Source organism: Flavobacterium sp. DG1-102-2 (assembly GCF_033042555.1).
GTDB lineage: Bacteria > Bacteroidota > Bacteroidia > Flavobacteriales > Flavobacteriaceae > Flavobacterium.
Genome location: NZ_JAWLIK010000011.1, coordinates 48,854 through 71,172, shown reverse-complemented (window position 1 = coordinate 71,172; position 22,319 = coordinate 48,854). Strand labels below are relative to the sequence as shown.

Annotated in this window: 18 protein-coding genes and 1 riboswitch; of the genes, 12 read left to right on the top strand and 6 right to left on the bottom strand. The window is 39.1% G+C overall.

Annotated elements, in window-relative coordinates:
- Positions 1-8 precede the first annotated feature (8 nt).
- From R1T16_RS15050 to R1T16_RS15035, 4 genes are all read left to right on the top strand, one after another.
- Positions 9-1,724 (top strand): hypothetical protein, encoded by a 1,716-nt coding sequence (locus R1T16_RS15050; protein WP_317501948.1) that lies wholly within the window; start codon positions 9-11, stop codon positions 1,722-1,724.
- Positions 1,725-1,855: 131 nt separating this feature from the next.
- Entirely contained in the window at positions 1,856-3,358 is a 1,503-nt protein-coding gene (locus R1T16_RS15045; protein WP_317501947.1) for an alpha-glucosidase, read from the top strand.
- Positions 3,359-3,553: 195 nt separating this feature from the next.
- Positions 3,554-6,244, top strand: coding sequence for an Ig-like domain-containing protein (locus R1T16_RS15040; RefSeq protein WP_317501946.1), 2,691 nt, complete (start codon positions 3,554-3,556; stop codon positions 6,242-6,244).
- Between the two features lie 212 nt (positions 6,245-6,456).
- Complete coding sequence (locus tag R1T16_RS15035; protein ID WP_317501945.1) at positions 6,457-7,056, top strand: DUF1684 domain-containing protein; 600 nt, start codon at positions 6,457-6,459, stop codon at positions 7,054-7,056.
- A gap of 153 nt (positions 7,057-7,209) precedes the next feature.
- Here the strand turns inward: R1T16_RS15035 and R1T16_RS15030 are convergent, their stop codons facing one another.
- The 3 genes from R1T16_RS15030 to R1T16_RS15020 form a co-directional block, all read right to left on the bottom strand.
- Positions 7,210-8,445, bottom strand: coding sequence for a homoserine dehydrogenase (locus tag R1T16_RS15030; RefSeq protein ID WP_317501944.1), 1,236 nt, complete (start codon positions 8,443-8,445; stop codon positions 7,210-7,212).
- A 13-nt stretch (positions 8,446-8,458) separates the two neighbouring features.
- Positions 8,459-9,640: a PLP-dependent aspartate aminotransferase family protein gene (locus tag R1T16_RS15025; protein WP_317501943.1), complete on the bottom strand. Its 1,182-nt coding sequence runs from the start codon at positions 9,638-9,640 to the stop codon at positions 8,459-8,461.
- Positions 9,641-9,783: 143 nt separating this feature from the next.
- Positions 9,784-9,895: riboswitch (SAM riboswitch) on the bottom strand.
- Positions 9,896-10,006: 111 nt separating this feature from the next.
- Positions 10,007-10,864, bottom strand: coding sequence for a DMT family transporter (locus R1T16_RS15020; protein ID WP_317501942.1), 858 nt, complete (start codon positions 10,862-10,864; stop codon positions 10,007-10,009).
- Between the two features lie 151 nt (positions 10,865-11,015).
- Between R1T16_RS15020 and R1T16_RS15015 the strand changes: the two genes are divergently transcribed.
- The 3 genes from R1T16_RS15015 to R1T16_RS15005 all read left to right on the top strand — a co-directional run bounded on the left by R1T16_RS15015 (position 11,016) and on the right by R1T16_RS15005 (position 14,661).
- Positions 11,016-12,620 (top strand): S8 family serine peptidase, encoded by a 1,605-nt coding sequence (locus tag R1T16_RS15015; protein WP_317501941.1) that lies wholly within the window; start codon positions 11,016-11,018, stop codon positions 12,618-12,620.
- A gap of 1 nt (position 12,621) precedes the next feature.
- Complete coding sequence (locus tag R1T16_RS15010) at positions 12,622-13,605, top strand: DUF6438 domain-containing protein (RefSeq protein ID WP_317501940.1); 984 nt, start codon at positions 12,622-12,624, stop codon at positions 13,603-13,605.
- A gap of 117 nt (positions 13,606-13,722) precedes the next feature.
- Entirely contained in the window at positions 13,723-14,661 is a 939-nt protein-coding gene (locus R1T16_RS15005) for an NAD(P)H-dependent flavin oxidoreductase (protein ID WP_411162036.1), read from the top strand.
- 441 nt (positions 14,662-15,102) lie between these two features.
- Here R1T16_RS15005 and R1T16_RS15000 read toward each other — a convergent pair whose 3' ends face one another.
- The 3 genes from R1T16_RS15000 to R1T16_RS14990 all read right to left on the bottom strand — a co-directional run bounded on the left by R1T16_RS15000 (position 15,103) and on the right by R1T16_RS14990 (position 17,154).
- Positions 15,103-15,726, bottom strand: coding sequence for a YiiX family permuted papain-like enzyme (locus tag R1T16_RS15000; RefSeq protein ID WP_317501938.1), 624 nt, complete (start codon positions 15,724-15,726; stop codon positions 15,103-15,105).
- A gap of 92 nt (positions 15,727-15,818) precedes the next feature.
- A complete protein-coding gene (locus tag R1T16_RS14995) occupies positions 15,819-16,634 on the bottom strand; it encodes an alpha/beta hydrolase (RefSeq protein ID WP_317501937.1) in 816 nt (271 codons plus the stop codon).
- Positions 16,635-16,725: 91 nt separating this feature from the next.
- Positions 16,726-17,154, bottom strand: coding sequence for a response regulator (locus R1T16_RS14990; protein WP_317501936.1), 429 nt, complete (start codon positions 17,152-17,154; stop codon positions 16,726-16,728).
- 186 nt (positions 17,155-17,340) lie between these two features.
- Here R1T16_RS14990 and R1T16_RS14985 point away from each other — a divergent pair, with 186 nt between their 5' ends.
- From R1T16_RS14985 to R1T16_RS14965, 5 genes are all read left to right on the top strand, one after another.
- Positions 17,341-17,862 carry a thioredoxin family protein gene (locus tag R1T16_RS14985; protein WP_317501935.1) on the top strand — a complete coding sequence of 174 codons (522 nt, stop codon included), beginning with the start codon at positions 17,341-17,343 and terminating at the stop codon, positions 17,860-17,862.
- A gap of 75 nt (positions 17,863-17,937) precedes the next feature.
- The gene (locus tag R1T16_RS14980) at positions 17,938-18,321 is read left to right on the top strand and encodes a rhodanese-like domain-containing protein (RefSeq protein ID WP_317501934.1); all 384 of its coding nucleotides are present in this window, start codon (positions 17,938-17,940) and stop codon (positions 18,319-18,321) included.
- A 93-nt stretch (positions 18,322-18,414) separates the two neighbouring features.
- Positions 18,415-19,164, top strand: coding sequence for a sensor histidine kinase (locus R1T16_RS14975; RefSeq protein ID WP_317501933.1), 750 nt, complete (start codon positions 18,415-18,417; stop codon positions 19,162-19,164).
- Positions 19,133-19,852 carry a response regulator transcription factor gene (locus R1T16_RS14970; protein ID WP_317501932.1) on the top strand — a complete coding sequence of 240 codons (720 nt, stop codon included), beginning with the start codon at positions 19,133-19,135 and terminating at the stop codon, positions 19,850-19,852. The genes R1T16_RS14975 and R1T16_RS14970 overlap by 32 nt, the downstream gene beginning before the upstream one ends.
- A gap of 194 nt (positions 19,853-20,046) precedes the next feature.
- A complete protein-coding gene (locus tag R1T16_RS14965; RefSeq protein ID WP_317501988.1) occupies positions 20,047-22,317 on the top strand; it encodes a cation:proton antiporter in 2,271 nt (756 codons plus the stop codon).
- Positions 22,318-22,319 lie beyond the last annotated feature (2 nt).

The following is a 22,319-nucleotide window of genomic DNA, read 5'->3' as shown; positions in this document are numbered from 1 at the left end:
AATAATTCATGAATATTTTTTATAGATTCTTACTGTTTGGTTTTTTAATTACCGGAATTTCAATCAATGCACAGGTTAAGCAGCAGGCTATACCCCGTGTAGATAAGATGGCAGATATGCCAAAACCTTTTGAGATAATAGATTATTATAAGCTGGCGCATAATTTTGACACTACAGTTTATGATTTCAATGCGAAGGGTAAATTTTGGCCATTGGTATGGGTTGATACATCACAAAAGAACTATCCACAGGATGTTGTAGGTATGTATACCGCGATAGGCGATGTGCGACAGGGACCGGCTAACAATAAAGGCATGTTTCATGAGGCGCTTGCTACAATGGGCGCCACGTTAGGTGCAACGCTTGTTGGGATAGACAAAGCCGATCAGCAGCACCGCAATTATGTGGCTATGCTTAAAAACTATTTTAATAGCGAAACCGGCTGGGACATAATGATGAACAATACCTGCCCTGAAGTAGCCCTTTTAGGAGGTGGCTACGGCAGGGACTGGTGGTATGATGTATATCCTAATCTTTTGTTTTATGCCATATATGACAAATATCCTAACGAACCGGGATTTGAAGAGATAGCAAGAAAGATAGCAGATAAGTTTTATGAAGCCGATGTTATACTAAAAGGCAATTATGACTATTCTTATTTTGATTATGGCAAAATGAAGCCAATGAAAAACAATATCTGCTCACAGCCTGACGCTGCAGCGGGTCATGCATGGATATTGTATTCGGCATACAAGAAATTTGGCGATAAAAAGTATCTTGACGGCGCTGCATCGGCGCTATCAGCTTTGGAATCGCAAACTACAAATCCTACCTACGAACTTCTTATGCCTTTTGGCGCTTACCTGGCTGCACGTATAAATGCAGAGCAGGGTAAAACGTACGATTTGGACAAGATGCTGCACTGGAGTTTTGACGGTACACCTATATGCCGTGAAGGATGGGGTGTGTTAGTAGGAAACTGGAATGGTTACGACATATCAGGCATCGTTGGCAGTACGGTAGATCACGGCGGTTATGGATTCCTTATGAATACCTACGATGCTGCATGGCCCTTAGTGCCAATGGTACGATACAATCAATCGTATGCTAATGGCATAGGTAAATGGATGCTTAATGCCGCAAATGCTTCACGATTTTTTTATCCTCAATATATGCCGGATGAACATGAGGTTATTCCAGACCTTGCTGATGAAGGCAAAAATGTAATCGCTTACGAAGGGATAATCAAAAAGTCTAATCACGACCAGTACCAAAAAGTAGAGGCTCCCGTCGCGCAGGGTGACGGACCGCTTTGGGTTCCTGGAAAAAATCCTCAGGAATCGCAGCTAAGCGTTTATGGCAGCGGGCACGTGGGGATATTTGGCAGTATCATAAAAAAAACAAATATTGAAGGTATTTTACAGTTAGACCTGCTGGCGACCGATTTCTTTCATGACAGGGCATACCCTTCTTTTTTATACTATAATCCTTTTAACGAAAGTAAAATAATTACCGTAAATGCACAAAAAGGAAAAAAAGTAGATGTTTACGATATAGTGTCAGGAACGTTTGTTGCTAAAAATATTTCATCGGCCAAAGTAAAACTTAGCGCTAAAAATTCGGCGGTGCTGGTTATGGTTCCTGTAAAAGGAAAAGTATCTTATTCAGGTTCTAAAATGCTTATCAACGATGTTGTTGTAGATTATAACTTTCAGAAAAAATAAGTCGGTTGGCAATTAAAACAAAGTTAACTTTTATAAAAAGCATCTGCCTTTTTATTTGTTTTCCTGCGCTTGCTCAAAACGCGTCAGATTCAAAAAGATGGTGGAAGGAAACTGTATTTTATCAAATTTATATGCCAAGCTATGCGGACAGCAATGGCGATGGCTACGGCGACTTTGGGGGAATAGCCGGTAAATTAGAATATTTGCAGGAAATGGGGGTTAGAGGAATATGGCTAACCCCATTTTTAACTTCGCCAAAAGTAGATAACGGATATGATGTTGCTGACTACTACACTGTAGACCCAACTTATGGAACCAATGCAGATTTTGATGTCTTTCTTAAGGAAGCGCACAAAAGGGGAATAAAAGTAATTATGGATATGGTGCTAAACCATACTTCCACCGATTGCAAATGGTTTCAGGAATCAAAAAAGTCAAAAAAAAATCCATACCGCGATTATTATATATGGAAAGATAAACCTAACAACTGGGAGTCTTTCTTTGGTGGCAGTGCCTGGCAGTATGATAAGCAGACGAAACAATATTACTACCATAAGTTTGACGAAAGGATGGCCGACCTTAATTGGTCTAATCCCAAAGTTGTTGATGAGGTACAAAGAATACTAAGGTTTTGGCTGGACAAGGGTGTTGATGGTTTTAGGCTGGATGTTATCAACTTTCTTACTACCGATGGTATTACAGCCGATAACCCTATAAAAGATGGAAAGCAGGAGCATATAAATGACATTGACCAGGAAGGTATAAAGAATGCCATGAAAATTATACGTGCTACCGTCAATGAATATAATGACAGGTTTATAGTTGGGGAAATAGGGAGTGATAAAATTGAAGTGCTGAAACAATACGAGTCAAACGAACTGCTTGACGTGGTTTTCAATTTTAATTTTGGAAGTATTCCTGCTTTTTCAACAGAGCGTATTTTTAATGAATTGGAAAGCATGGAAAAGAACATGAGCAATTACCCTACATTGTTCTTTGGGAGCCATGATATGCCAAGAATGATAGACAGGCTTGCCAATGGAGATACTAAGAGGGCTGAAGCTCTTGCTGTATTATTGCTTACGGCTAAAGGCGTACCTTTTATCTATTATGGTGAGGAAATAGGAATGCATAATATTATAGCGCAAATACCGGAAGAAATTAAGGACATACAGGGTAAAACCCATTACAGGCTTGCATTAGAACAAGGTAATACCGCTGTGGAAGCCTTAAAGATCGCGAATGATAACAATCGCGACAAATCGCGAAGCCCTATGCAGTGGAATGCAGAAGCCAATTCGGGATTTTCAACCAGGAAAAGCTGGATAAAAATAAATCCTGATTATAAGTTAAACAACGCTGCTGTTTTAAAACAACAGAAGAATTCAATCCTTTCCGTTTATCAAAAACTCATTGCGTTAAGAAATAATGAACCCGTGCTTCAATACGGTAAATATAAACGCCTAGAGCGTAAAGGCGATATGATAATTTTTACAAGGGAATTTGAAGGTAAAAGCATTACGGTAATGATAAATTTTGGATCTGAAATTAAAATAGAGTTGCCTCAAAACTCAAAAGTACTGTCAGGGAGTACTATACTTGAACAAAATGAGCACTGCATTTATAAAATATAGTGCATATCATACTATATCTTTTCTTGATTTTTTGATTTCTCTTTGTTTTTTAAATTATTGATTTTTAGGTTGTTAATTTATCTATATCGTTGTAGTTTGCTTGATTTTTTGTGCATATTTTTTAAAGACTTTTTTTTAGGATTAGTTTAGTGAGAAACTTTATAGCCACAAAAAACCAACTAAAAAAGTAAATTTATGACTAAACAATTACAGGTAGCAAATTTAAAAAGGCTGATACATTGCCATGCAGTTATTGTAGCCTTTCTATTGACATCTAATTTGTATGCACAACGCGGCTATTATGATGCGGCATACAAAAGATATGAAGCAAGCGCAGGGCAATTATCTAACGGCGCTGCAGTGACTTCAAAATCCTACACCCAATCTGACCTCCAGTCAGAAGCTTCAGATCAGCAATGTGTAAATATGTCTGCCAGCAACGCTACGGTGCAATGGACGGTATCAGAAGCTGCTGATGGCCTTGTAATCCGTTACAGCGTCCCAGACGGACAAACGGCAACTTTAGGCATATATAACGGCAATACAAAAATTACGACGCTTACCCTTACTTCTGCCTGGTCCTGGGAATATCTTTGGAACAATGGAAATCCTAACAATAATGGTATAACAAACCAAAATCCAAGGATGCGCTTTGATGAAGTGCGTTATAAATTTCCTAATAAAATAGCTGTATCAGGAACGTTGAAATTAGTTAGGGAAACAGGTAACATTCATTTGGATTTTGCAGAGATGGAACCGGTTTCCACAGCCCTTACAGCACCTTCCGGAGCAGTCACCTATACGGGGAACGGCAGTGACCTTCAAACATTTATTGATCAAAATAGCGGAAAAAAAATATTTATTCCTGGCGGCGTGTATAACGTAAACAGGGAATTGTACTTCGGTTCGTCCAATACTTCGCTATTGGGGGCCGGGATGTGGTATACCCAGATCAATTTTACGAATACCAGTAGCGGTAATGGAGGATTAAGGGCTAACGCCACTAATATTTCATTCAGTGATCTTTACCTGACAACAAATTCAGCTTCAAGGAGTAATTCTTATAAGGCTATAAACGGTGTGTTTACATCTACATCAATTGTAAAAAATATCTGGGCAGAACATTTTGAATGCGGTGCCTGGATTGCGCAATATAATGTTGGAGGTCCGGCAATCGCCGATGGTTTTACACTGTCCCACTGTCGCTTTAGAAATAATTATGCAGATGGTATCAATCTTTGTAAAGGGACTTCAAATGCAATTGTGGAGCATTGTAATTTCAGGAATAATGGCGATGATGACCAGGCAATATGGCCTGCTAACGGACAGGAATGCATAAATAATACGTTTAGGTACAACACGTCAGAAAACTGTTGGCGTGCTTCAGGTTTGGCTATTTATGGCGGAAGAAATAACAAAGCTTACAACTTAATTATAAAGGATAATCTTGAAGCAGGAATCCGTATCAGTAATAATTTTGACGGAGCGCCATTCAGTAATGACGGCGTCCATGAAATACATGATATTACAGTAACCGCATGTGGTACTTTTAATGATACCTATAATAATCCTGTTGCAGCAGTGGATATTTTCAGTGCCAGTAATGCCGGGACACAAGTTAAAAACGTACAGTTGTATAACATAGATATATTGGATTCAAGAAATGATGCTATTTCTATAAACAAGAGAGCAGGAGACGGAATTTATAACCTTAGCTTTAATAATATAACTGTTAACGGCACGGGTAAAGAATATCCAAATAACAATGCACTAAACAGGGATTGGGGCAGAGGCTATTTTGTGCTGATTGCAGGTTCTCCTAATGGTAACGCAACATATTGCAGCATGAATTATTCTAACAGGGGTGGTAATGCCACTACTAACGAAAATACCAGCGGGATGGGTACATTTTCATGGACACAAAATGCGAGCTGTTCAGGCGGAGGTTCCGTTGCTGTTACCGGAGTGACGCTTTCACCGGCTACAGCCTCACTGAATGTTGGCGCAACTTTACAATTAACGCCAACAGTTCTTCCGTCCAATGCAACCAACAAATCCATAACCTATGCCTCAAATAATACCACCGTAGCAACAGTAAATTCAACAGGTTTAGTTACTGCTATAGCTGCCGGGAATACTACAATTACCGTAACGACTGTAAATGGTGGTAAAACGAGTAGTTGTGCAGTTACAGTTAGTGCTGCAACAGGTAACTACTTTACCATTAAAAACAGATGGACTAATAATTATTTATACGATGCAGGTGCTAATGTAGGGTATGGATCTACTGTTGCAAACAATAATTACAGATGGGAAAAAGTAGCCATTGATGCTACATACTATGTTATAAAAAATGTGGGTACAGGAGATATCATGCATATTGAAAACCTTACAGGAGCAGTGCAGTGTACGGCAGGATTAACTACATGGTGGAGTGCGCAATGGTCTAACGAAAATGTGGATGGCACATGGGTACGAATCAGGAATAGATGGCAGACAGCTAACATGATTCATATTGAAAACCTGAACGGATCGGCGCAATATGCAGGGGCGCAAAACAGTTGGGAAAGCGCACAATGGCTGTTTCAGACAACTGTCGCCGCAAAAAGCAATATCCAGGGTTACGCAGAAATAACAGGCGAAGATAATTTATTGGTTACTATTTATCCCAACCCTTCTGTAAATAACGAATTCAATATTATTATACCTGAATTACAATCGGGCGATACGGCTACAGTAACGATAACCGATATTAATGGCAGGGAAGTTTTGGTAAGCAAACATAAAGGATCTGCAAAAATAGACCATAATTTGAGTGCAGGAGTGTATATCGTAACAGTCAGTTCTAAAGCCTTTATAGTTTCAAAAAAACTAATTGTTAAATGATTGTGGTAGATTAGATAACTATTACAAAACACGATAGTTCACTTACTATGTTAATACGTTATTTGTGATAAATGTCGCTTTTGAAAAACAATAGCGACATTCTTATGATTGGTAGCTTTTTACAAGGATTGTACTCATGCATGTAATAAGTACTGAAAAAACGTATGCTGTTTATTTCGCTTAAATAAGTATTTTTGTGAAAACACATCTTAATGAAATTTATCTATACAATTGCTGCACTACTGTCATTATGTACACTTGCTGCCCAGGAGTGCAGCAAGGAAAATTCGCTTAAATACCAGCAGCAGCTTAACAAGGAATATGCTAATCCTAAAGAATCACCACTTACTAAGAAAGACCTCAAAGCCTTTAAGGCGCTTGATTTTTATCCTATAGATATGGCGTATTGCGTGGAGGCAAAATTTGTGCGTACACCAAAGGAAAAGCCATTCCAGATGAAAACTACAACCGAAAGGAAACCTATGTATATTAAGTACGGCGAGGTTAGTTTTAAGGTTAATGGCAAAGAGTGCAGGCTTGACGTTTTTCAGAGTCTGGATCTGATAAAACAGGCAGAGTATAAGGACGCGCTTTTTCTGCCTTTTACAGATTATACATCGGGTAACGGAAGTTATGGCGGAGGAAGGTATGTTGACCTGAAACAGCCTAAAGGCACTACAATGACCATCGACTTTAATACGGCATATAATCCGTACTGCGCATACAATCATGATTATTCATGTCCAATACCGCCTGCCCAAAACGATCTTAAAGTAGAAATAAAAGCGGGGGTAAAGGAGTATAAACATTAACCTATTCAAATTTCAAAAAAATAATTCCAAGCTCCAAGTTCCCCTCTCTTTGGAGAGATATCAGTTGTGAGGCCAAAAAACAAAACCCCAAAGCATATTTCATCTCTGGGGTTTGTCTTTCATAGCAGTTTGCCGGAAAAATAGTGGTTTATGTTAAGCGGTAAGAACAGGTTCTGATGGTACTGCTTCTTTTGCGGTAACAATGTGTTGTAGTACAAACGATCGGTCGCCGGTATTGCCATCCTGTATTTCTTTCAGGTTTTGCAATGTAATGGTTCCTGTTATATAGCCTGACTCATTGTTTGTATACGCCTCATCTATAGTAAGGAATTTGGCTTTAAATGTTTCTGCGTCCTCTTTTTTATGCCTCAGCAATACATTAAGGTTCACATCGTCAGAAAGTACAAGGTCTTCCTGTTGTTTAATTTTCTTGTACTCGTATCGGTAATTATAGCTAAGGGCTGAAATATCAGACAATACTGCCGATGCCGTAGGGTGCGCTCCTGCACCTTTACCTACAAAGAATTGCGTATCTGCAAAGCTTGTTTTGGTAAGTACACCATTAAATACATCATCTACTGTATACAGGCGTTCTTCAGGTGAAACGAACTTTGGTATTACAAAAGCCGAAAGTTTTCCGTCTTCTGTTTTAAACGCCTGGGCGATAAGTTTTATCTTAAGTCCTTTTTCCTTAGCATATTTAAGCTCAAGCGTACCAATGTTGTCTATGCCAACATTGTAAAGTTCTGCCGGTTTTGCAATGTGGCCAAAAGCATGTGCTAATAATATAAGCAGTTTATATTTGGCGTCAAACCCGCCTGTATCAAGTATAGGGTTGCTCTCGGCAAAGCCAAGATCCTGTGCCTGTTTCAGTGCCTGGTCATACGACAGATTTTCTGCAAAGGTCTTTGTAAGAATATAATTGGTAGAGCCGTTCACGATGCCTTCTATAGATTCTAAAAGGTCGTTGTCGTAATACTCTTCAAGGTTTCTTATGATAGGCATACTCGCACACGCTGCTGCTTCATACAAAAGCGGTACATTGTATTTTTCCTGTAACTCAAGCAACTCTGTAAAATGCTCGGCGATCATTTTTTTGTTGGCAGAAACTACTGCCTTTCCTTTTTTTAATGCTGCAGATACAATCTCGAAAGCTGCATCGGCATCGTCAATAAGTTCAACAACAACATTTATCTCGTCGTCATTCAATATATCATTTTGATCGAAGGTAAAATTTTCGATTCCAATTTCTCTTGGCTTGTTCTTATCCTTCACGCATATATTCTTGATATTGGCTTTAAGACCCGGAGTTTTCTGAAGTACTTCATACAACCCAAATCCTACACAGCCAAAACCATAAAGGCCTATATTTAAAGTTTTTCTTGACATTACTTAAAAAGTATTAAACTGTAGCAGCAGTATTTTTGTTAGTACTTTGCGCAACAGCTGTTGCAATCGCCTGTTTAAGGTCTTCAATAAGATCATCAGCGTCTTCTAAACCAACTGACAGACGTATAAGGCTGTCAGTCACTCCAGAGCTGTATCTCTTTTCTGCCGGGATAGATTTATGTGTCATTTCGCATGGAAGGCAGCATAAACTCTTAACGCCTCCAAGGCTCTCTGCAAGCTTGAATAGTTTTGTATTGCTTACGATTGCTGTCGCGATTTCTTTATCATCTATCACAAGGTCAAAAGCAATTACACCGCCAAAGTATTTCTGCTGGCTTTTTGCAATCTCATGGTTGTGGTGCGATGGAAGTCCCGGATAGTATACGTTTTTGATCAGTTTTTCCTCAAGAAGGAATTCTGCAATTTTTTGTGCGTTTTCAGCGTGCTGTTTGATACGAAGCGTAAGTGTTTCAATACCACGGATAGCTAACCAGCTGTCAAATGGGCCTAAGATAGCACCAGATGCATTTTGGATAAATTTGATCTTGTCGCCAAGTTCCTGAGTAGAAGTAACTACTAAACCTGCTATAATGTCGCTGTGTCCTGAAAGGTATTTTGTAGCGCTGTGTACAACAATATCTGCACCAAGGTCAATAGGTTTCTGTGCTGCCGGCGATGCAAAGGTATTATCTACACAAAGCAGTATGTTGTTTGCTTTTGCAGTAGCTGCAATAGCCCTTATGTCAGAAATTTTAAGCGTAGGGTTTGTAGGTGACTCTATCCAGATAAGTTTTGTTTTATCGGTAACGGCATCGGCAATGTTTTGTGCATTTGTAGAGTCCACATATTTAATGCTGATGCCAAATTTCTGGTAGATGTGTGTAAATAACCTGAATGCACCTCCGTAAATATCATCTACTGCAATAACCTCGTCGCCTGCTTCAAGAAGTTTAATAACCGCATCTATAGCTGCAAGTCCACTGGCAAAAGCATAACCGTTAGTACCGTTCTCAAGTTTTGCGATAAGGTCTTCAAGCACCTTACGTGTAGGATTATTGCTTCTTGCATAATCGTAACCTTTATGAACGCCCGGTGCGTCTTGTACAAATGTTGATGTCTGGTAAATTGGGGTAGAGATTGAACCTGTTAATGGGTCTACCGGAATGCTGTGTAAAATTGAAGTCTGCTCTTTCATCTTGTTTTAATTTTAGTTTGTTAATTTTTCTGTCAGTTAAAAAAAATCCTAAAACCAGTTATCGAAAGAGCATAAATAAAAAAATGCTCCCCCGATAAGTCAGAAGAGCATATAATATTTTGAAGTATTATGTACATTTTCTAAGCTTATCTTTCCGCTGCAAAGCAGGGGTTGAATGTGGCACCTTATTACACGATATGTAACAGGTTGCCAAGACGTCAATGGGTCAATTCCCTCAGTCTTTCTGGATAAGAATAATTTTTTAAAGAACTTGCAGCAAAGGTATGGCAGAAGAAATGTAATTTCCAAATAAAAATTTACATTTTTTTTAAATCGTTTATTTACAACGGTTTCGTTACTGGTTTTTTATTTGTAAATCTGCGAAAGTGTGATCAGAATCACCGCTCCCAATGCCAAAAAGAGTCCGAAATAATTTAGCTTCGAAAGCTTTTCTTTAAAGATGACTATTCCGGCAAGGCTTCCCAATACGATTACACCAATGTTCATTGCTGCAAAAACAGTTGATGGATTTTCAGCAAATGCCTTATGCGCTTTAAGGTAAAAAAGAATGTTGCCAAAGTTAAATATGCCCACCATTATGCCAAATGCTAAGTTGATAAGTCCGAATTTCTGTTTCCTGAAAATCATCTCGTAAAAAACAAAGAGTGTAATCATTACCAGCGCACCCCCAAAAACCACAAATAGCGATGTAGTGTAAGGAAGCGTCGTATTAAGGGCTATCTGTTTAAATAAAATGTCTACAATACCAAATCCTAAAAGCACCAGCGCGGGATAGAGCCAACTATTGTTTTTATTACTGTCCTTTTTTGATAGTATCATTAGTACGGCAGGAAATCCTACCGCAAGCCCGCAAAGTTTTAAGACGTTGAAATCTTCTTTAAAAATAAACCATGCAGCCAGGATCGGTATAAAAAGCGACAGGCGCTGGGCTGCATCTGTTTTTACGATACCCATACGTTTTATTGATATTGCCAGCAGCATAAATATAGAAGGCAGTAACAGCATTAATGGCAGGTATATTGCCCACGGTGCTGTACTGTTTACTGTACTTAGGTCGGGCGAAAAAAACTGGTAGCATAGCGTTAGCGCTATTACGTAGTTCCACATCACCACCTGCGACAGACAAACGTTGTATTTTCGGGATAATTTAAAAATTATTCCTACAGTTACACTGCAGCATATACTTAGTAGTAAAAATAACATCTGTGTAGTATTTTGGCTTTACAAAAATAGTGTTTTGTTGTACTCCCAATTAACATTTATGCAGTTGTTTTGTATATTTGATATAGATAAATCCTTATTTGTGGGAATAAATAAGCAACCTGATTAAATTAGCACAGAAAACAGAAGAGTAATGAAAAATATCCTGGTTGTTCTTTTTATGCTAACGGCAGCTTTTGGCTTTGCCCAGGAAGACGCATGGGTATATTTTAAAGATAAGCCTGATGCCTCATATTACCTTGCAAACCCAACAGAAATGCTCAGCCAGAAAGCACTCGACAGGCGTAATAAACAAGGCATTACTGTGGATGACAGGGACGTGCCAATATCCCAAACTTATATTCAGGGCATAACCGATGCAGCAGGCATTACCGTTATGGCTAAATCTAAATGGTTTAATGCGCTCCACATAAGAGGGGCGCAGCAGGATATACAGGCACTTACCAACTTTGCGTTTATAGATCATGTTGACTTTGCTGACAGGTCACTTAATACAGCAGGCAAGGCTGCTAAACCTAAAAGGAATGAGGCTGTAAATAAGGTATTGGAATCGGAAGGATCGCTTGATTTTACTGCTTCGGCAAACCAGATTGAGATGCTTAACGGGCATTTGCTGCACCAGCAGCATTTTACGGGACAGGGAATTACAATTGCTGTGCTTGATGCCGGCTTTCCTAATGTAAATACTATCCTGCCGTTTGAACGACTAAGAGCAAATAAACAAATTAAGGGTGGCTACAACTATGTTACCCGATCTGACGATTTTTACACAGGGGGGACTCATGGAACGCTTGTTCTGTCTACTATGGGCGGATATGTAGAAGGGCTGTTTACAGGGACCTCACCCGATGCGTCATATTATTTGTTTGTTACAGAAGATACCGGTAGCGAAAATCCTGTTGAAGAGTCGTATTGGGTGGAAGCTGCCGAAGCCGCTGACAGCCTGGGGGTAGATGTTATAAATACTTCGTTGGGCTATTTTAGGTATGATGATTCTCGTTACAGTTATTCGTATGATGATATTAATGGTAAGAGAGCATTTATAAGCAGGGGTACAGATATTGCCGTTTCAAAAGGTATTTTTTGTGTAGTTTCTGCAGGAAATTCAGGTAGCACAACAACGCCAAATATAGGCGTTCCTGCCGATGCTTTTGATGTACTTACCGTTGGCGCCGTTGATCAAAACCGAAACTATGCAGGTTTCAGTTCTATAGGGCCGACCGCGGATAACAGGATAAAACCCGATGTCATGGCAAAGGGGAGCCAGTCGTCAAATTCTAATGTGAATGGTGAGATCACTACTGGAAGCGGTACCTCTTTTGCCAGCCCCATAACTGCTGGGCTTGTAGCCTGTTTATGGCAGGCACTGCCTGATAAGACCAACGCCGAACTTCGTAAACTCATTAAAGAGTCAGCCGATCGTTATACAGCGCCTACACCGCAGTATGGATATGGTATCCCTGATTTTTACAAAGCTATGCAGACAGGCATGAACCTTACAGATGAAAAATTTATAGTATATCCTAATCCGGCAAATGATATTGTACACCTTAAATTTCCTAAAGATACACCGAGTGTTACTGTTACAATTTTTAACAGCCTGGGGCAATGCGTAAAAGAACTGCAGGTTATGCTGGGCAGTCCTGTTTTTTGGATATCCGAATTAGCTGCGGGTATTTACAATTATAGGCTGGAAGGATTTGGTAAAGACCAGAAGGGTAAAATAATTAAGCAGTAATATGATACGAAATCTTTTAGTTATTTTAGTTGTTTTGCTATCTGTTTCCTGCGAAAAGAAATCTCAAACGCCGCAGGAAATGCTATTGGGGAATTGGGTTCAGGTTGTGCCGAAACATTTAAAAGGCGAAATCTATATTCCTACAGACGAGGACACTCTTGCTTATGAGTTTAAATCTAACGGTATGTGTGATTTTAAATTAGCTTATTTTGATCATGAAGCTTACATGAACGATACTGTCAAAACATGGAATAGGGTAGTACCATATCTGGGTACAGCAACAAAATATAAGCTTGAGCATAAAATATTAAAAATATATAACCCTTCAAAAAAGAAATGGGATCAATATAAGATTAAAAAACTAACTTCAGATTCTCTATTTATTGATGATACACTTAAAACGGCATTTGTAAAGAAGCGATATCCGGATGATGAATCTCCAGATTTTGATACGGTAATTTTATCTACAGGAGGCTGTTTTGGTCCTTGTCCGGGAAATGATATTGTTATAGACAGAGGTGGTAACGTTCTGTTTGATGGATACTATCATGTTAAAAATAAAGGACTTTATAAAGGTAAAATTTCTAATGAAGCTTTCAACAAGCTTTCATTGAGATTCAGACAAGCAGACTATTCTAATCTAAAATCAGAATACCCTCTAAAATACCCCCATGGCTCCAGTACATTTCTAACGTTTGTTAAAAATGGAAAAATCTTAAAAACTGTTAAGGATGATGGCACCGCCCCAAAGGAATTTGTTTGGGCTTACAGGCCGTTGCAGTATTTTGAACAACAGATTGAACTAAAGAGATTTAAACAAAAAGTATATCTTGAAATGAAACATCCCCGTGTTTCATTTCACGATTTAAGCCTTTATCTGGAGGTAATCAGGCTAAGTATCTTTATTACTTATTTGAAATGGGTAGAGAAGTTGATGAAAATTTTGAAGAAAAATATGAGATGTATTACTACAACAAACTCGTAGAAAAAGTAAAAACAGATGGACGTAACTATAAATTCTATCTGAAAGATGGTACCACGCATACGATTGATATAGGATTCGATTTTTTAACAGCAAACGAAAACAACAAAGAATTAAATGATGAACAGAATAACTAAACTTTTTAATATTCAGTACCCTGTAATACAGGCAGGTATGATATGGGCGAGCGGCTACAAACTGGCAAGTGCCGTGAGTAATGCAGGCGGACTCGGCATGATAGGCGCAGGGTCTATGTACCCTGAGGTACTTCGTGAGCATATCCAGAAATGCAAAAAAGCAACCGACAAACCTTTTGCTGTAAACGTACCCATGCTGTACCCGAATATTGGAGAGATTATGAACATAATCGTAGAAGAGGGTGTGAAGATCGTCTTCACTTCTGCGGGGAATCCTAAGACATGGACGGGCTTCTTAAAAGGAAAAGGCATTACAGTAGTACACGTGGTAAGCAGCGTTAAGTTTGCCCTGAAGTCGCAGGAAGCAGGAGTAGATGCCGTAGTAGCAGAAGGCTTTGAAGCCGGAGGGCATAACGGTCGTGAAGAGACCACAACTTTAACGCTTATCCCTATGGTTAAGGAACAGCTTACCATACCTCTAATAGCTGCAGGTGGTATTGCTACGGGGCGTGGCATGCTTGCCGCTATGGTACTTGGTGCAGATGGTGTACAGATAGGCAGCCGTTTTGCAGCTTCGGTGGAGTCGTCTTCACACGAGAAATTTAAACAGGCTATAGTAGATGCCCAGGACGGTGATACACATGTAACGTTAAAAGAACTGGCTCCGGTAAGACTTATTAAAAATAAGTTCTTTCATGATGTGGTAGCACTTTATGCTACTACGCCATCCGTAGATGACCTAAAGACGTTATTGGGCCGTGCACGTGCTAAAAAAGGTATGTTTGAAGGCGACCTTGAAGAAGGTGAACTTGAAATAGGCCAGATTGCAGGGCTAATCCACGACATTAAACCCGCAGGCGATATAGTAAAAGAGATTATCTCTGATTTTGAAAAAGCTAAGCAGGAAGCTTTGAGTTTATAAGTAAAAAGCCCAACTATCTGAGTTGGGCTTTTTGCTTTTTAAATATTTCAATCAATTGATATAAAAAATAACAACTGACCTATGAAATACAATGGTATTGATAAAGATAAATATTTTGTAAGGCTGATAAGTTGCCCTATATTGTTTTGATTAAACTGTGAAATGCTCATTGTAATGGCTATTGTTAGTATTGGCAATGTGCATAATATAAACAAAGTAAATAATGATTTAGATATAGAAATCTTTCTTTTGTACAAGGTATAATATAAGGCGGCTATGAAGGCTATCCATGCATAAAATAATAGTTTAACGATTGTTGTATCTCGTACTGTAGTATGCCAACCCGGAAGAATGGACGTAAAGGTGTCGTAACTAACAGTCATTAATGCAAACGTTAACAACAAAAATCCAATAAGGATGAATATAATAATTCGTATCATTTTAATTGCTTTCTATAGTAATTAATAAATCGCTATCAAACATCGCTGCAGGCGATATTACCTTTTCATGTTGTGGTATATTGTTGCCGTAACGTTCTTTCAGTTTGGCTTTTACAGCAGGATTGGTCAGGTCAAAATCCTTTAATTCCTGAAGTTTTCCTATTTCAATTCCGATACCTTCTCTGTATATTTTCCATATCAGTTCAGAGCAATAAATCCTGTCGTCGCTCCACTCAAAATACAGGTCATAATCTTTACCACCCATACTTTGTGCCACGGCTTTCATCTTTGCCAGGTTGGATTCGGTAAGCACTTCATCAGCATTTTTGAGGCGTTTCACTACATAACGATGGTCTTTACCACGTGCAATCCAGTCGTAAAGAGGTGTCTTTTGTACAGGCTGTATCGCTTCAAAAACAAAGTATTTACCATTTTCCTTGTATATGATGCCACAATGCGAATACTTCGACTTTGTAGCGAGCTGTATTGCCTGACTTTGCGCCGATTGCGACGTCTGGAAGATCAGGTCGCCATTTTGCAAATCTTTGGCAATAAAAGCGCTTTCCTTCCTTTGGCAGCTGCAAAAAAATATCGCTAACAATAATAGTATAAGGTTATTTTTCATTTACTAATCGATTTTTTATTTAAGCCTTAATGTTCATTTGAACTCAGCTGCGCTGTTTGCGCGTGAACTACAAGCTGCAACGAACTAAAAAATTACTTCTTCTCCATTATCCTTTTTACTTCGTTAAGTAATAATGGATAGGCAGGATATGCCATATTATGACCGTAGCCATCAATTTCAAACAGCTTGGTTTCTTTATGACCGTTAAGTTTCATCATACGGGCCAGATAGGCGTTTTCGTCGTATCGGCCCAGCATTTCCAGTTCCCTGTCACCAGTAATAAGCAATAAGGGGGGAGCATCGCCGCGAACGTGGTAAAGCGGGGCAAGGTCATCTATTGTAGGCTGGGCCTCGCGTATGCCTTTTTCCTGGCGTGCTGTAAAATGTGTAATACATTGTCCGCTGAAAGGAATAAGCCCGGAAACCTTATTAGCGTCGATGTTATATTTGGCAAGGTATTTTTTATCGAGCACAGTCATCAGCCCTAAGTAACCTCCTGCAGAGTGGCCCGAAATGAATATTTTATCGGTACTTCCACCATATTTATCAATGTTATTAAATACCCACGCAATGGCAGCTGAGCTGTCTTCAATACAGTTGGTAACCTTTACTTTCGGGCTTAGCCTGTAGCCAACACCTATTATGCAATAGCCTTTATCTTTAAGCTCCTGCGGAATTTCTTTGCTTCCGCCTGTAAGTCCCCCGCCGTGAAACCACAGTATGGTAGCAAAGTTCTTTACGTTTTTTGGGTAATATATGTCAAGCACACAGCGTTCGGCAGCATAAGCATCGTTTTTGTAAACGGCTTCAGGATAGTATTTAATGTTGTTTTCGGTAGTGTAGTCTGCTTTTTGGGCAAAAGATGTAAAACCTGTAATGATAAACAGGAGTACGGCAAGATGTTTCATGATAAAAATAGTTGTTTAGCCAAATATAAAGAATCCTGCGTAAACTATTCAGGATTATCAGGCTAATGGCAGCTTATTCAGATGTAAGAAACTATTTTTTTGATGAGAAGGTGTTAATGTTTTCTTTCCAGTAATCAACAAGGTTCTTTATCTTTTCCTTGTATTTGTTATAATCGTTGCCCTTTTGGATGTAGCCCTGTATTGATAGCTTGTTGGCCTGCTTAATAGAATACTCATCCTGCGCATTAGAAATAAATATATAAGGAATATCCTTATCGGCAAGTACTTCTTCTTCCAATATTATGTTACGGAGTTCAAAGCCGCCGAGTTTAGGCATATTGATATCGGAAATTATAATGAAAGGGGTAACCTCCGGCTGACGTATGTAATCAAGCGCCTGGGTGCTGTCAGAAAAAAATACAATTTTATTTTTATAGCCAAGATCCTTGAATATGTCCTGTAACATATCCCTGTCGTCCTCATCATCTTCAATGATGAGTATATCCCTGTGCATTTTCATAACATAAAATTTTGGTGGCAGACAAATTTTAATTTCGTTGCAAATTAGCATCTTTTTGCGAATGTTGCTTACGGTTTTTCCGTAAAATTTTATGGTTCGCAATAGATATTTTTTATCCGTTTTTATTTTATATAAGTAATTTCCTTAAATTTGTGCTTCTTTCACTAACTATAAATCTCATCAATTATGAAGACAAAAGCTATAATTGCCGGTTTCTTTCTTTTAGTTTCTATTGTGACTGCCAATGCTCAGGAGCAGGCTTCTGTTATTTTACAGAAGGCATCTACGCAGGCTGCTAAAGAAAAAAAGAATGTTTTTGTAATGTTTCATGCTTCATGGTGCGGCTGGTGCAAAAAAATGGATAAGAATATGACGGGTGACGCCTGTGCTAAATTGTTTGGCGATAATTATGTTACAGCACATCTTACAGTTATGGAATCGCCTAAAAATGAAGCTCTTGAAAATCCGGGTGGCGAAGATATACTTAAAAAATTTAAAGGTGGTGAGCAAGCCGGGCTTCCGTTTTGGGTAATACTTGACCCAAAAGGTAATGTGCTTGCTGATTCGTATAATGCTAAAGGCGAAAACCTGGGCTGTCCTTCGACTCCCGAAGAAGTGGCTGAGTTTACTGCAAAGCTTAAAAAGACATCTAAACTTACTGCTTCACAACTTGGTGTGGTAAAAGAAACATTTACGATTAAGAAATAAATTTCTGAATGTTTGTCTGCCCTGTTTTTAATCATGTTGCGTAAAAACCCTTATTTTTACATAAATTTTTATGCAATGAAAAAGCTGATCTGCCTCTTATTACTTACTTTGACCATCATTTCCTGCGAAGCACAGCAGAGAGGAACAGAACTTGTTTCTCCAAAACAATTCTCTGAAGCGATGGCTAAAGATAAAGGCCAGCTGATTGATGTTCGTACGCCAAAAGAATATAATGCAGGCCACCTTGAAGGCGCGGCTAATATACATTTATACGATCAGGATTTTAACGAGCGAATCAATAAGCTTGATAAGAAAAAGACAGTTTATGTGTATTGCAAAGCTGGAGGCCGAAGTGCCGATGCTGTAGAGTCGCTAAAACTTAACGGATTTCAGCATATTGTTGAGCTTGATGGAGGTACAGATGCCTGGACAGAAGCTGGTAAACCGCTTAAGCAATAACCTGCTGAGTGTTAAATCGAAAGTCATAATGTCACAATAATAAGGTGCCTTAGTCTGTTATCTCAAGTCAAAAATTCTCACATCTCACTAAAAATGATCACTCCTTTAAATATAATACTCATCATAATCCTTGCGGTATTCTTCGTAATACTAATGTCGGTTATAACAAGGATGCGTAAGGCAGAGAAGGTTAAAAAGGAGCTGGAAACGCGTTTTGTAGAGATGGAGAACAAAACCAATACGTTACAGTTGCAAACGCTGGAAGCGAGGTTGAATCCGCATCTTTTTAAGAACATACTTAATTCGATACAATCACACGCTTACCAAACTTATTTTGCGATGGATAAGCTGTCTAATGTATTGGATTACATTCTTTATGAAAGCCAAAACCGTTTTGTGAGTCCGCGCGAGGAAATAGAGTTTGCGCTAAACCTTATCGAGATCAACAAGATAAAGATAAGTCCGCTTTTCTCTATTACCGTTAAAAAGAAGATAGACGAGCTGGATGAACTGTACGATCAAAAAATAGTAGCGCCCCTCATCTCCATAGACCTTATTGAAAATGCCTTTAAGCATGCCGACCTGCAGAGTGCCGACGCTTTTATTACAGTGGTTATAGAGTTTAAGGACAATCATTTCTCAATGATGGTATCTAACAAAATGTCGCCAAAATCTACATTTCTTAAAGAGCATAGCGGCATAGGTTCTGCAACCTTAGAGCAGCGCCTTAAGATTATTTACAAATCCTGCTTTAAGCTGGAACGCTATGTGGAAGAAGATATTTATATTGCCAAACTAAAAATAGACCTGCTTGAATACAAAAATCAAATGCTTACTCCTTGATGATGAGCTTCCCGGACTGACATTTCTTAAAATGGTTTGCGAACAGATTGATGAGCTGGAAGTGGTTAAGGCTTATAACAGCCCTGAAAAACTGCTTGCGGAATGGGAAGGTATGGATTTTGACCTGCTTATTACTGATATTGAAATGCCGGGAATAAATGGGCTTCAGGTGGCCGATGCCATAAAAGGAAAGGCTATTATTTTTACGACTGCATATAAAAATTTTGCCGTAGATGCTTTTGATAAGGATGCCATAGACTATGTGGTAAAACCTATAAAGCCGGAACGTCTTAAACACGCCATAGAGAAGGTGAGCGCACACATGGCCAAAGCCGAAGCTCCTGTAAAACAAATACAGCTGAATACCGACAAAGGCAAGGCACTCATTAGCGCTGCAAAAATATTTGCCGCAGTCACTTCTAACATAGACAGCCGTGATAAGATTCTGTTTTTAAATGATGGCGTGAAAATCACGGTTAAGAACAGCTCATTTGAGAAACTGCTTGAGCTATTGCCGGAAAATGAATTCAGCCGAATCAACAAAAAAGCTATAATTGCTCTTAAGCACGTACAGTTTTACAGCCATGATGAGATTACGGCTGACCTTATTTATACCGATGGCAAACCGTATACTTTTCCGCTAAGCGAAATATACAGGAACGACTTTATGAAGAGGGTAAAGAACTAAAAAATCACTAATTCGTAATTACGAAGTGAGTGAAATCTTTTGTATTATATACATCATCTTCTCACTACTCGTTTTCATTACATAATTAATCCCTTTTATTACAAAACCCCTGTAACGTAACTGTTCATGTGGTGATTACATGGTAATTTCTTGTAGTTTTGCGCCAAATTAACTACAGGCCAGGTAAACACATGATTAAACAATTTAAAACAAGTGCCTTTTATATAGGTGTTATCGTCTTTTTTTCGGCAATAATCTATTGGGCACTTCAAAATGGAAAAACCCTTGAGGCAGGACAAAATATAGTAGAAAAAGCATCCGGTAAAGGTCAGTGGCAGGATTTTCTTGATTCGCTTTTCCACAACCTTACGCATCCTTTAGCGCTTTTACTGGTTCAGATCATTACGATCATATTTGTTGCCCGTTTCTTTGGGTGGATATGCCGTAAAATCGGCCAGCCAACAGTAATTGGCGAAATGATTGCGGGTATTGTATTAGGCCCATCATTAGTAGGTACTTATTTCCCGGAATATTCTGCGCTGCTTTTCCCGGCGGCTTCGTTAGGCAACCTTCAGTTTCTTAGCCAGATAGGGCTTATATTGTTTATGTATGTAGTAGGTATGGAACTCGACCTTACCGTGCTTAAAAATAAGGCAAAAGATGCAGTAGTTATAAGCCACGCAAGTATCATAATACCATTTACACTCGGAATAATATTAGCGTACTTTGTATACCAAGATTTGGCGCCCCAAGGTGTTGCTTTTGCTTCGTTCGGACTGTTTATGGGTATTGCAATGAGCATCACGGCATTCCCGGTATTGGCACGTATCGTTCAGGAACGCGGATTGCACCGTACACGTATTGGCGCTTTGGTAATTACCTGTGCAGCCGCTGATGACATCACCGCATGGTGTATACTTGCTGCCGTTATCGCAATTGTTAAGGCAGGTTCTTTTGTAAGTTCACTGTATGTTATAGGCCTTTCAATTGCCTATGTATTCCTTATGCTTTGGGTAGTAAAACCATTCCTTAAACGCATCGGCGAACTTTACAGCAACAAAGACACAATCTCTAAACCTGTAATTGCAATATTTTTTCTTACATTATTAATATCTTCTTATACAACAGAGATCATTGGCATCCACGCCCTGTTCGGAGCGTTTATGGCTGGTGCTATCATGCCGGAAAGTATGCGTTTCAGGAATATCTTTATCGAAAAGGTAGAAGACGTATCGCAAGTTATGCTATTACCGCTGTTCTTCGTTTTTACAGGCCTCCGTACGCAAATAGGTCTTTTAAATGATGCGCAGTCATGGCAGATATGCGGCCTTATTATAGCCGTGGCTGTAATAGGTAAATTTGCAGGAAGTACAATTACGGCACGCTTTGTAGGCCAAAACTGGAGGGACAGCTTTACCATTGGGGCTCTTATGAATACCCGCGGACTGATGGAGCTTATTGTACTGAATATAGGTTTTGATCTGGGAGTACTTTCTGCTGAGATCTTCTCTATGATGGTTATCATGGCATTAGCCACCACATTCATGACTGGGCCAGCACTTGACCTTATCGGGTATATATACAACCGAAAGAAAAACTACATTCCGGCAGAGATAAGGCAGGAAAGCAAATTCAAGATATTGGTGTCTTTTGACAGTCCTGATAACGGAAAATCGCTGCTAAAGCTGGCTAACGCTTTCGTTAAAAAGATGAAGAGCAATGCTATGGTAACGGCAATGCATATTTTACCAAGCAGCGAGATACATACCTTTAACCTTGAAGAATACGAAAAAGAGAGTTTTAAGCCTGTTTTGGCTGAAGCCGATGAACTTGGGCAAAAGGTAACCACATTATTTAAAGCATCTACCGATATTGACAGCGACATTGCTACTGTTGCCAATAAGGGCGAATTTGACCTTGTACTGGTAGCCATAGGACAAAGCATTTTTGAAGGGACACTTCTGGGAAAAATACTTGGATTTACGACAAGGATAATTAATCCTGAAAGCCTGGTAAATACGCTTACCGGTAAAGAGAAACTATTTGAAAACTCCCCGTTTGACGAGCGTACACAGCATATCCTTTCTAAAAGTGAGGCGCCTGTAGGTATATTGGTAGACAAAGAATTTACAAATGCCGACAGGGTGTTTGTTACCATCTTTGACCCGGCAGACAGTTTCCTTATAGAATATGCGCAAAAGCTTATCAGCAGCGTGGGTTCTCAGGTTACTATTTTAGATGCTGACGGTTCTGTTAAGAATAACGCCGAGATAAAAGAAACGATCAGGAGCATTGAGCATAATGTGCCAAACCATATAAAACTGCTTAGCCAGCGTACTATCGAGAAAGAATTTCTTCAGGAGCAGGACCTTATGATAATAAGTGTAGACAGCTGGAAAAAACTTATAGAATCACGCAGTATATGGCTTAACAATACGCCATCGCTGCTTATCATAAAAAAATAGTA

Excerpts from the sequence above, each read along its gene's own strand:
- R1T16_RS15050 (WP_317501948.1), top strand. The coding sequence starts at position 9 with ATGAATATTTTTTATAGATTCTTACTGTTTGGTTTTTTAATTACCGGA.
- R1T16_RS15045 (WP_317501947.1), top strand. The coding sequence starts at position 1,856 with ATGCCAAGCTATGCGGACAGCAATGGCGATGGCTACGGCGACTTTGGG.
- R1T16_RS15040 (WP_317501946.1), top strand. The coding sequence starts at position 3,554 with ATGACTAAACAATTACAGGTAGCAAATTTAAAAAGGCTGATACATTGC.
- R1T16_RS15035 (WP_317501945.1), top strand. The coding sequence starts at position 6,457 with ATGAAATTTATCTATACAATTGCTGCACTACTGTCATTATGTACACTT.
- R1T16_RS15030 (WP_317501944.1), bottom strand. The coding sequence starts at position 8,445 with ATGTCAAGAAAAACTTTAAATATAGGCCTTTATGGTTTTGGCTGTGTA.
- R1T16_RS15025 (WP_317501943.1), bottom strand. The coding sequence starts at position 9,640 with ATGAAAGAGCAGACTTCAATTTTACACAGCATTCCGGTAGACCCATTA.
- R1T16_RS15020 (WP_317501942.1), bottom strand. The coding sequence starts at position 10,864 with ATGTTATTTTTACTACTAAGTATATGCTGCAGTGTAACTGTAGGAATA.
- R1T16_RS15015 (WP_317501941.1), top strand. The coding sequence starts at position 11,016 with ATGAAAAATATCCTGGTTGTTCTTTTTATGCTAACGGCAGCTTTTGGC.
- R1T16_RS15010 (WP_317501940.1), top strand. The coding sequence starts at position 12,622 with ATGATACGAAATCTTTTAGTTATTTTAGTTGTTTTGCTATCTGTTTCC.
- R1T16_RS15005 (WP_411162036.1), top strand. The coding sequence starts at position 13,723 with ATGAACAGAATAACTAAACTTTTTAATATTCAGTACCCTGTAATACAG.
- R1T16_RS15000 (WP_317501938.1), bottom strand. The coding sequence starts at position 15,726 with ATGAAAAATAACCTTATACTATTATTGTTAGCGATATTTTTTTGCAGC.
- R1T16_RS14995 (WP_317501937.1), bottom strand. The coding sequence starts at position 16,634 with ATGAAACATCTTGCCGTACTCCTGTTTATCATTACAGGTTTTACATCT.
- R1T16_RS14990 (WP_317501936.1), bottom strand. The coding sequence starts at position 17,154 with ATGAAAATGCACAGGGATATACTCATCATTGAAGATGATGAGGACGAC.
- R1T16_RS14985 (WP_317501935.1), top strand. The coding sequence starts at position 17,341 with ATGAAGACAAAAGCTATAATTGCCGGTTTCTTTCTTTTAGTTTCTATT.
- R1T16_RS14980 (WP_317501934.1), top strand. The coding sequence starts at position 17,938 with ATGAAAAAGCTGATCTGCCTCTTATTACTTACTTTGACCATCATTTCC.
- R1T16_RS14975 (WP_317501933.1), top strand. The coding sequence starts at position 18,415 with ATGATCACTCCTTTAAATATAATACTCATCATAATCCTTGCGGTATTC.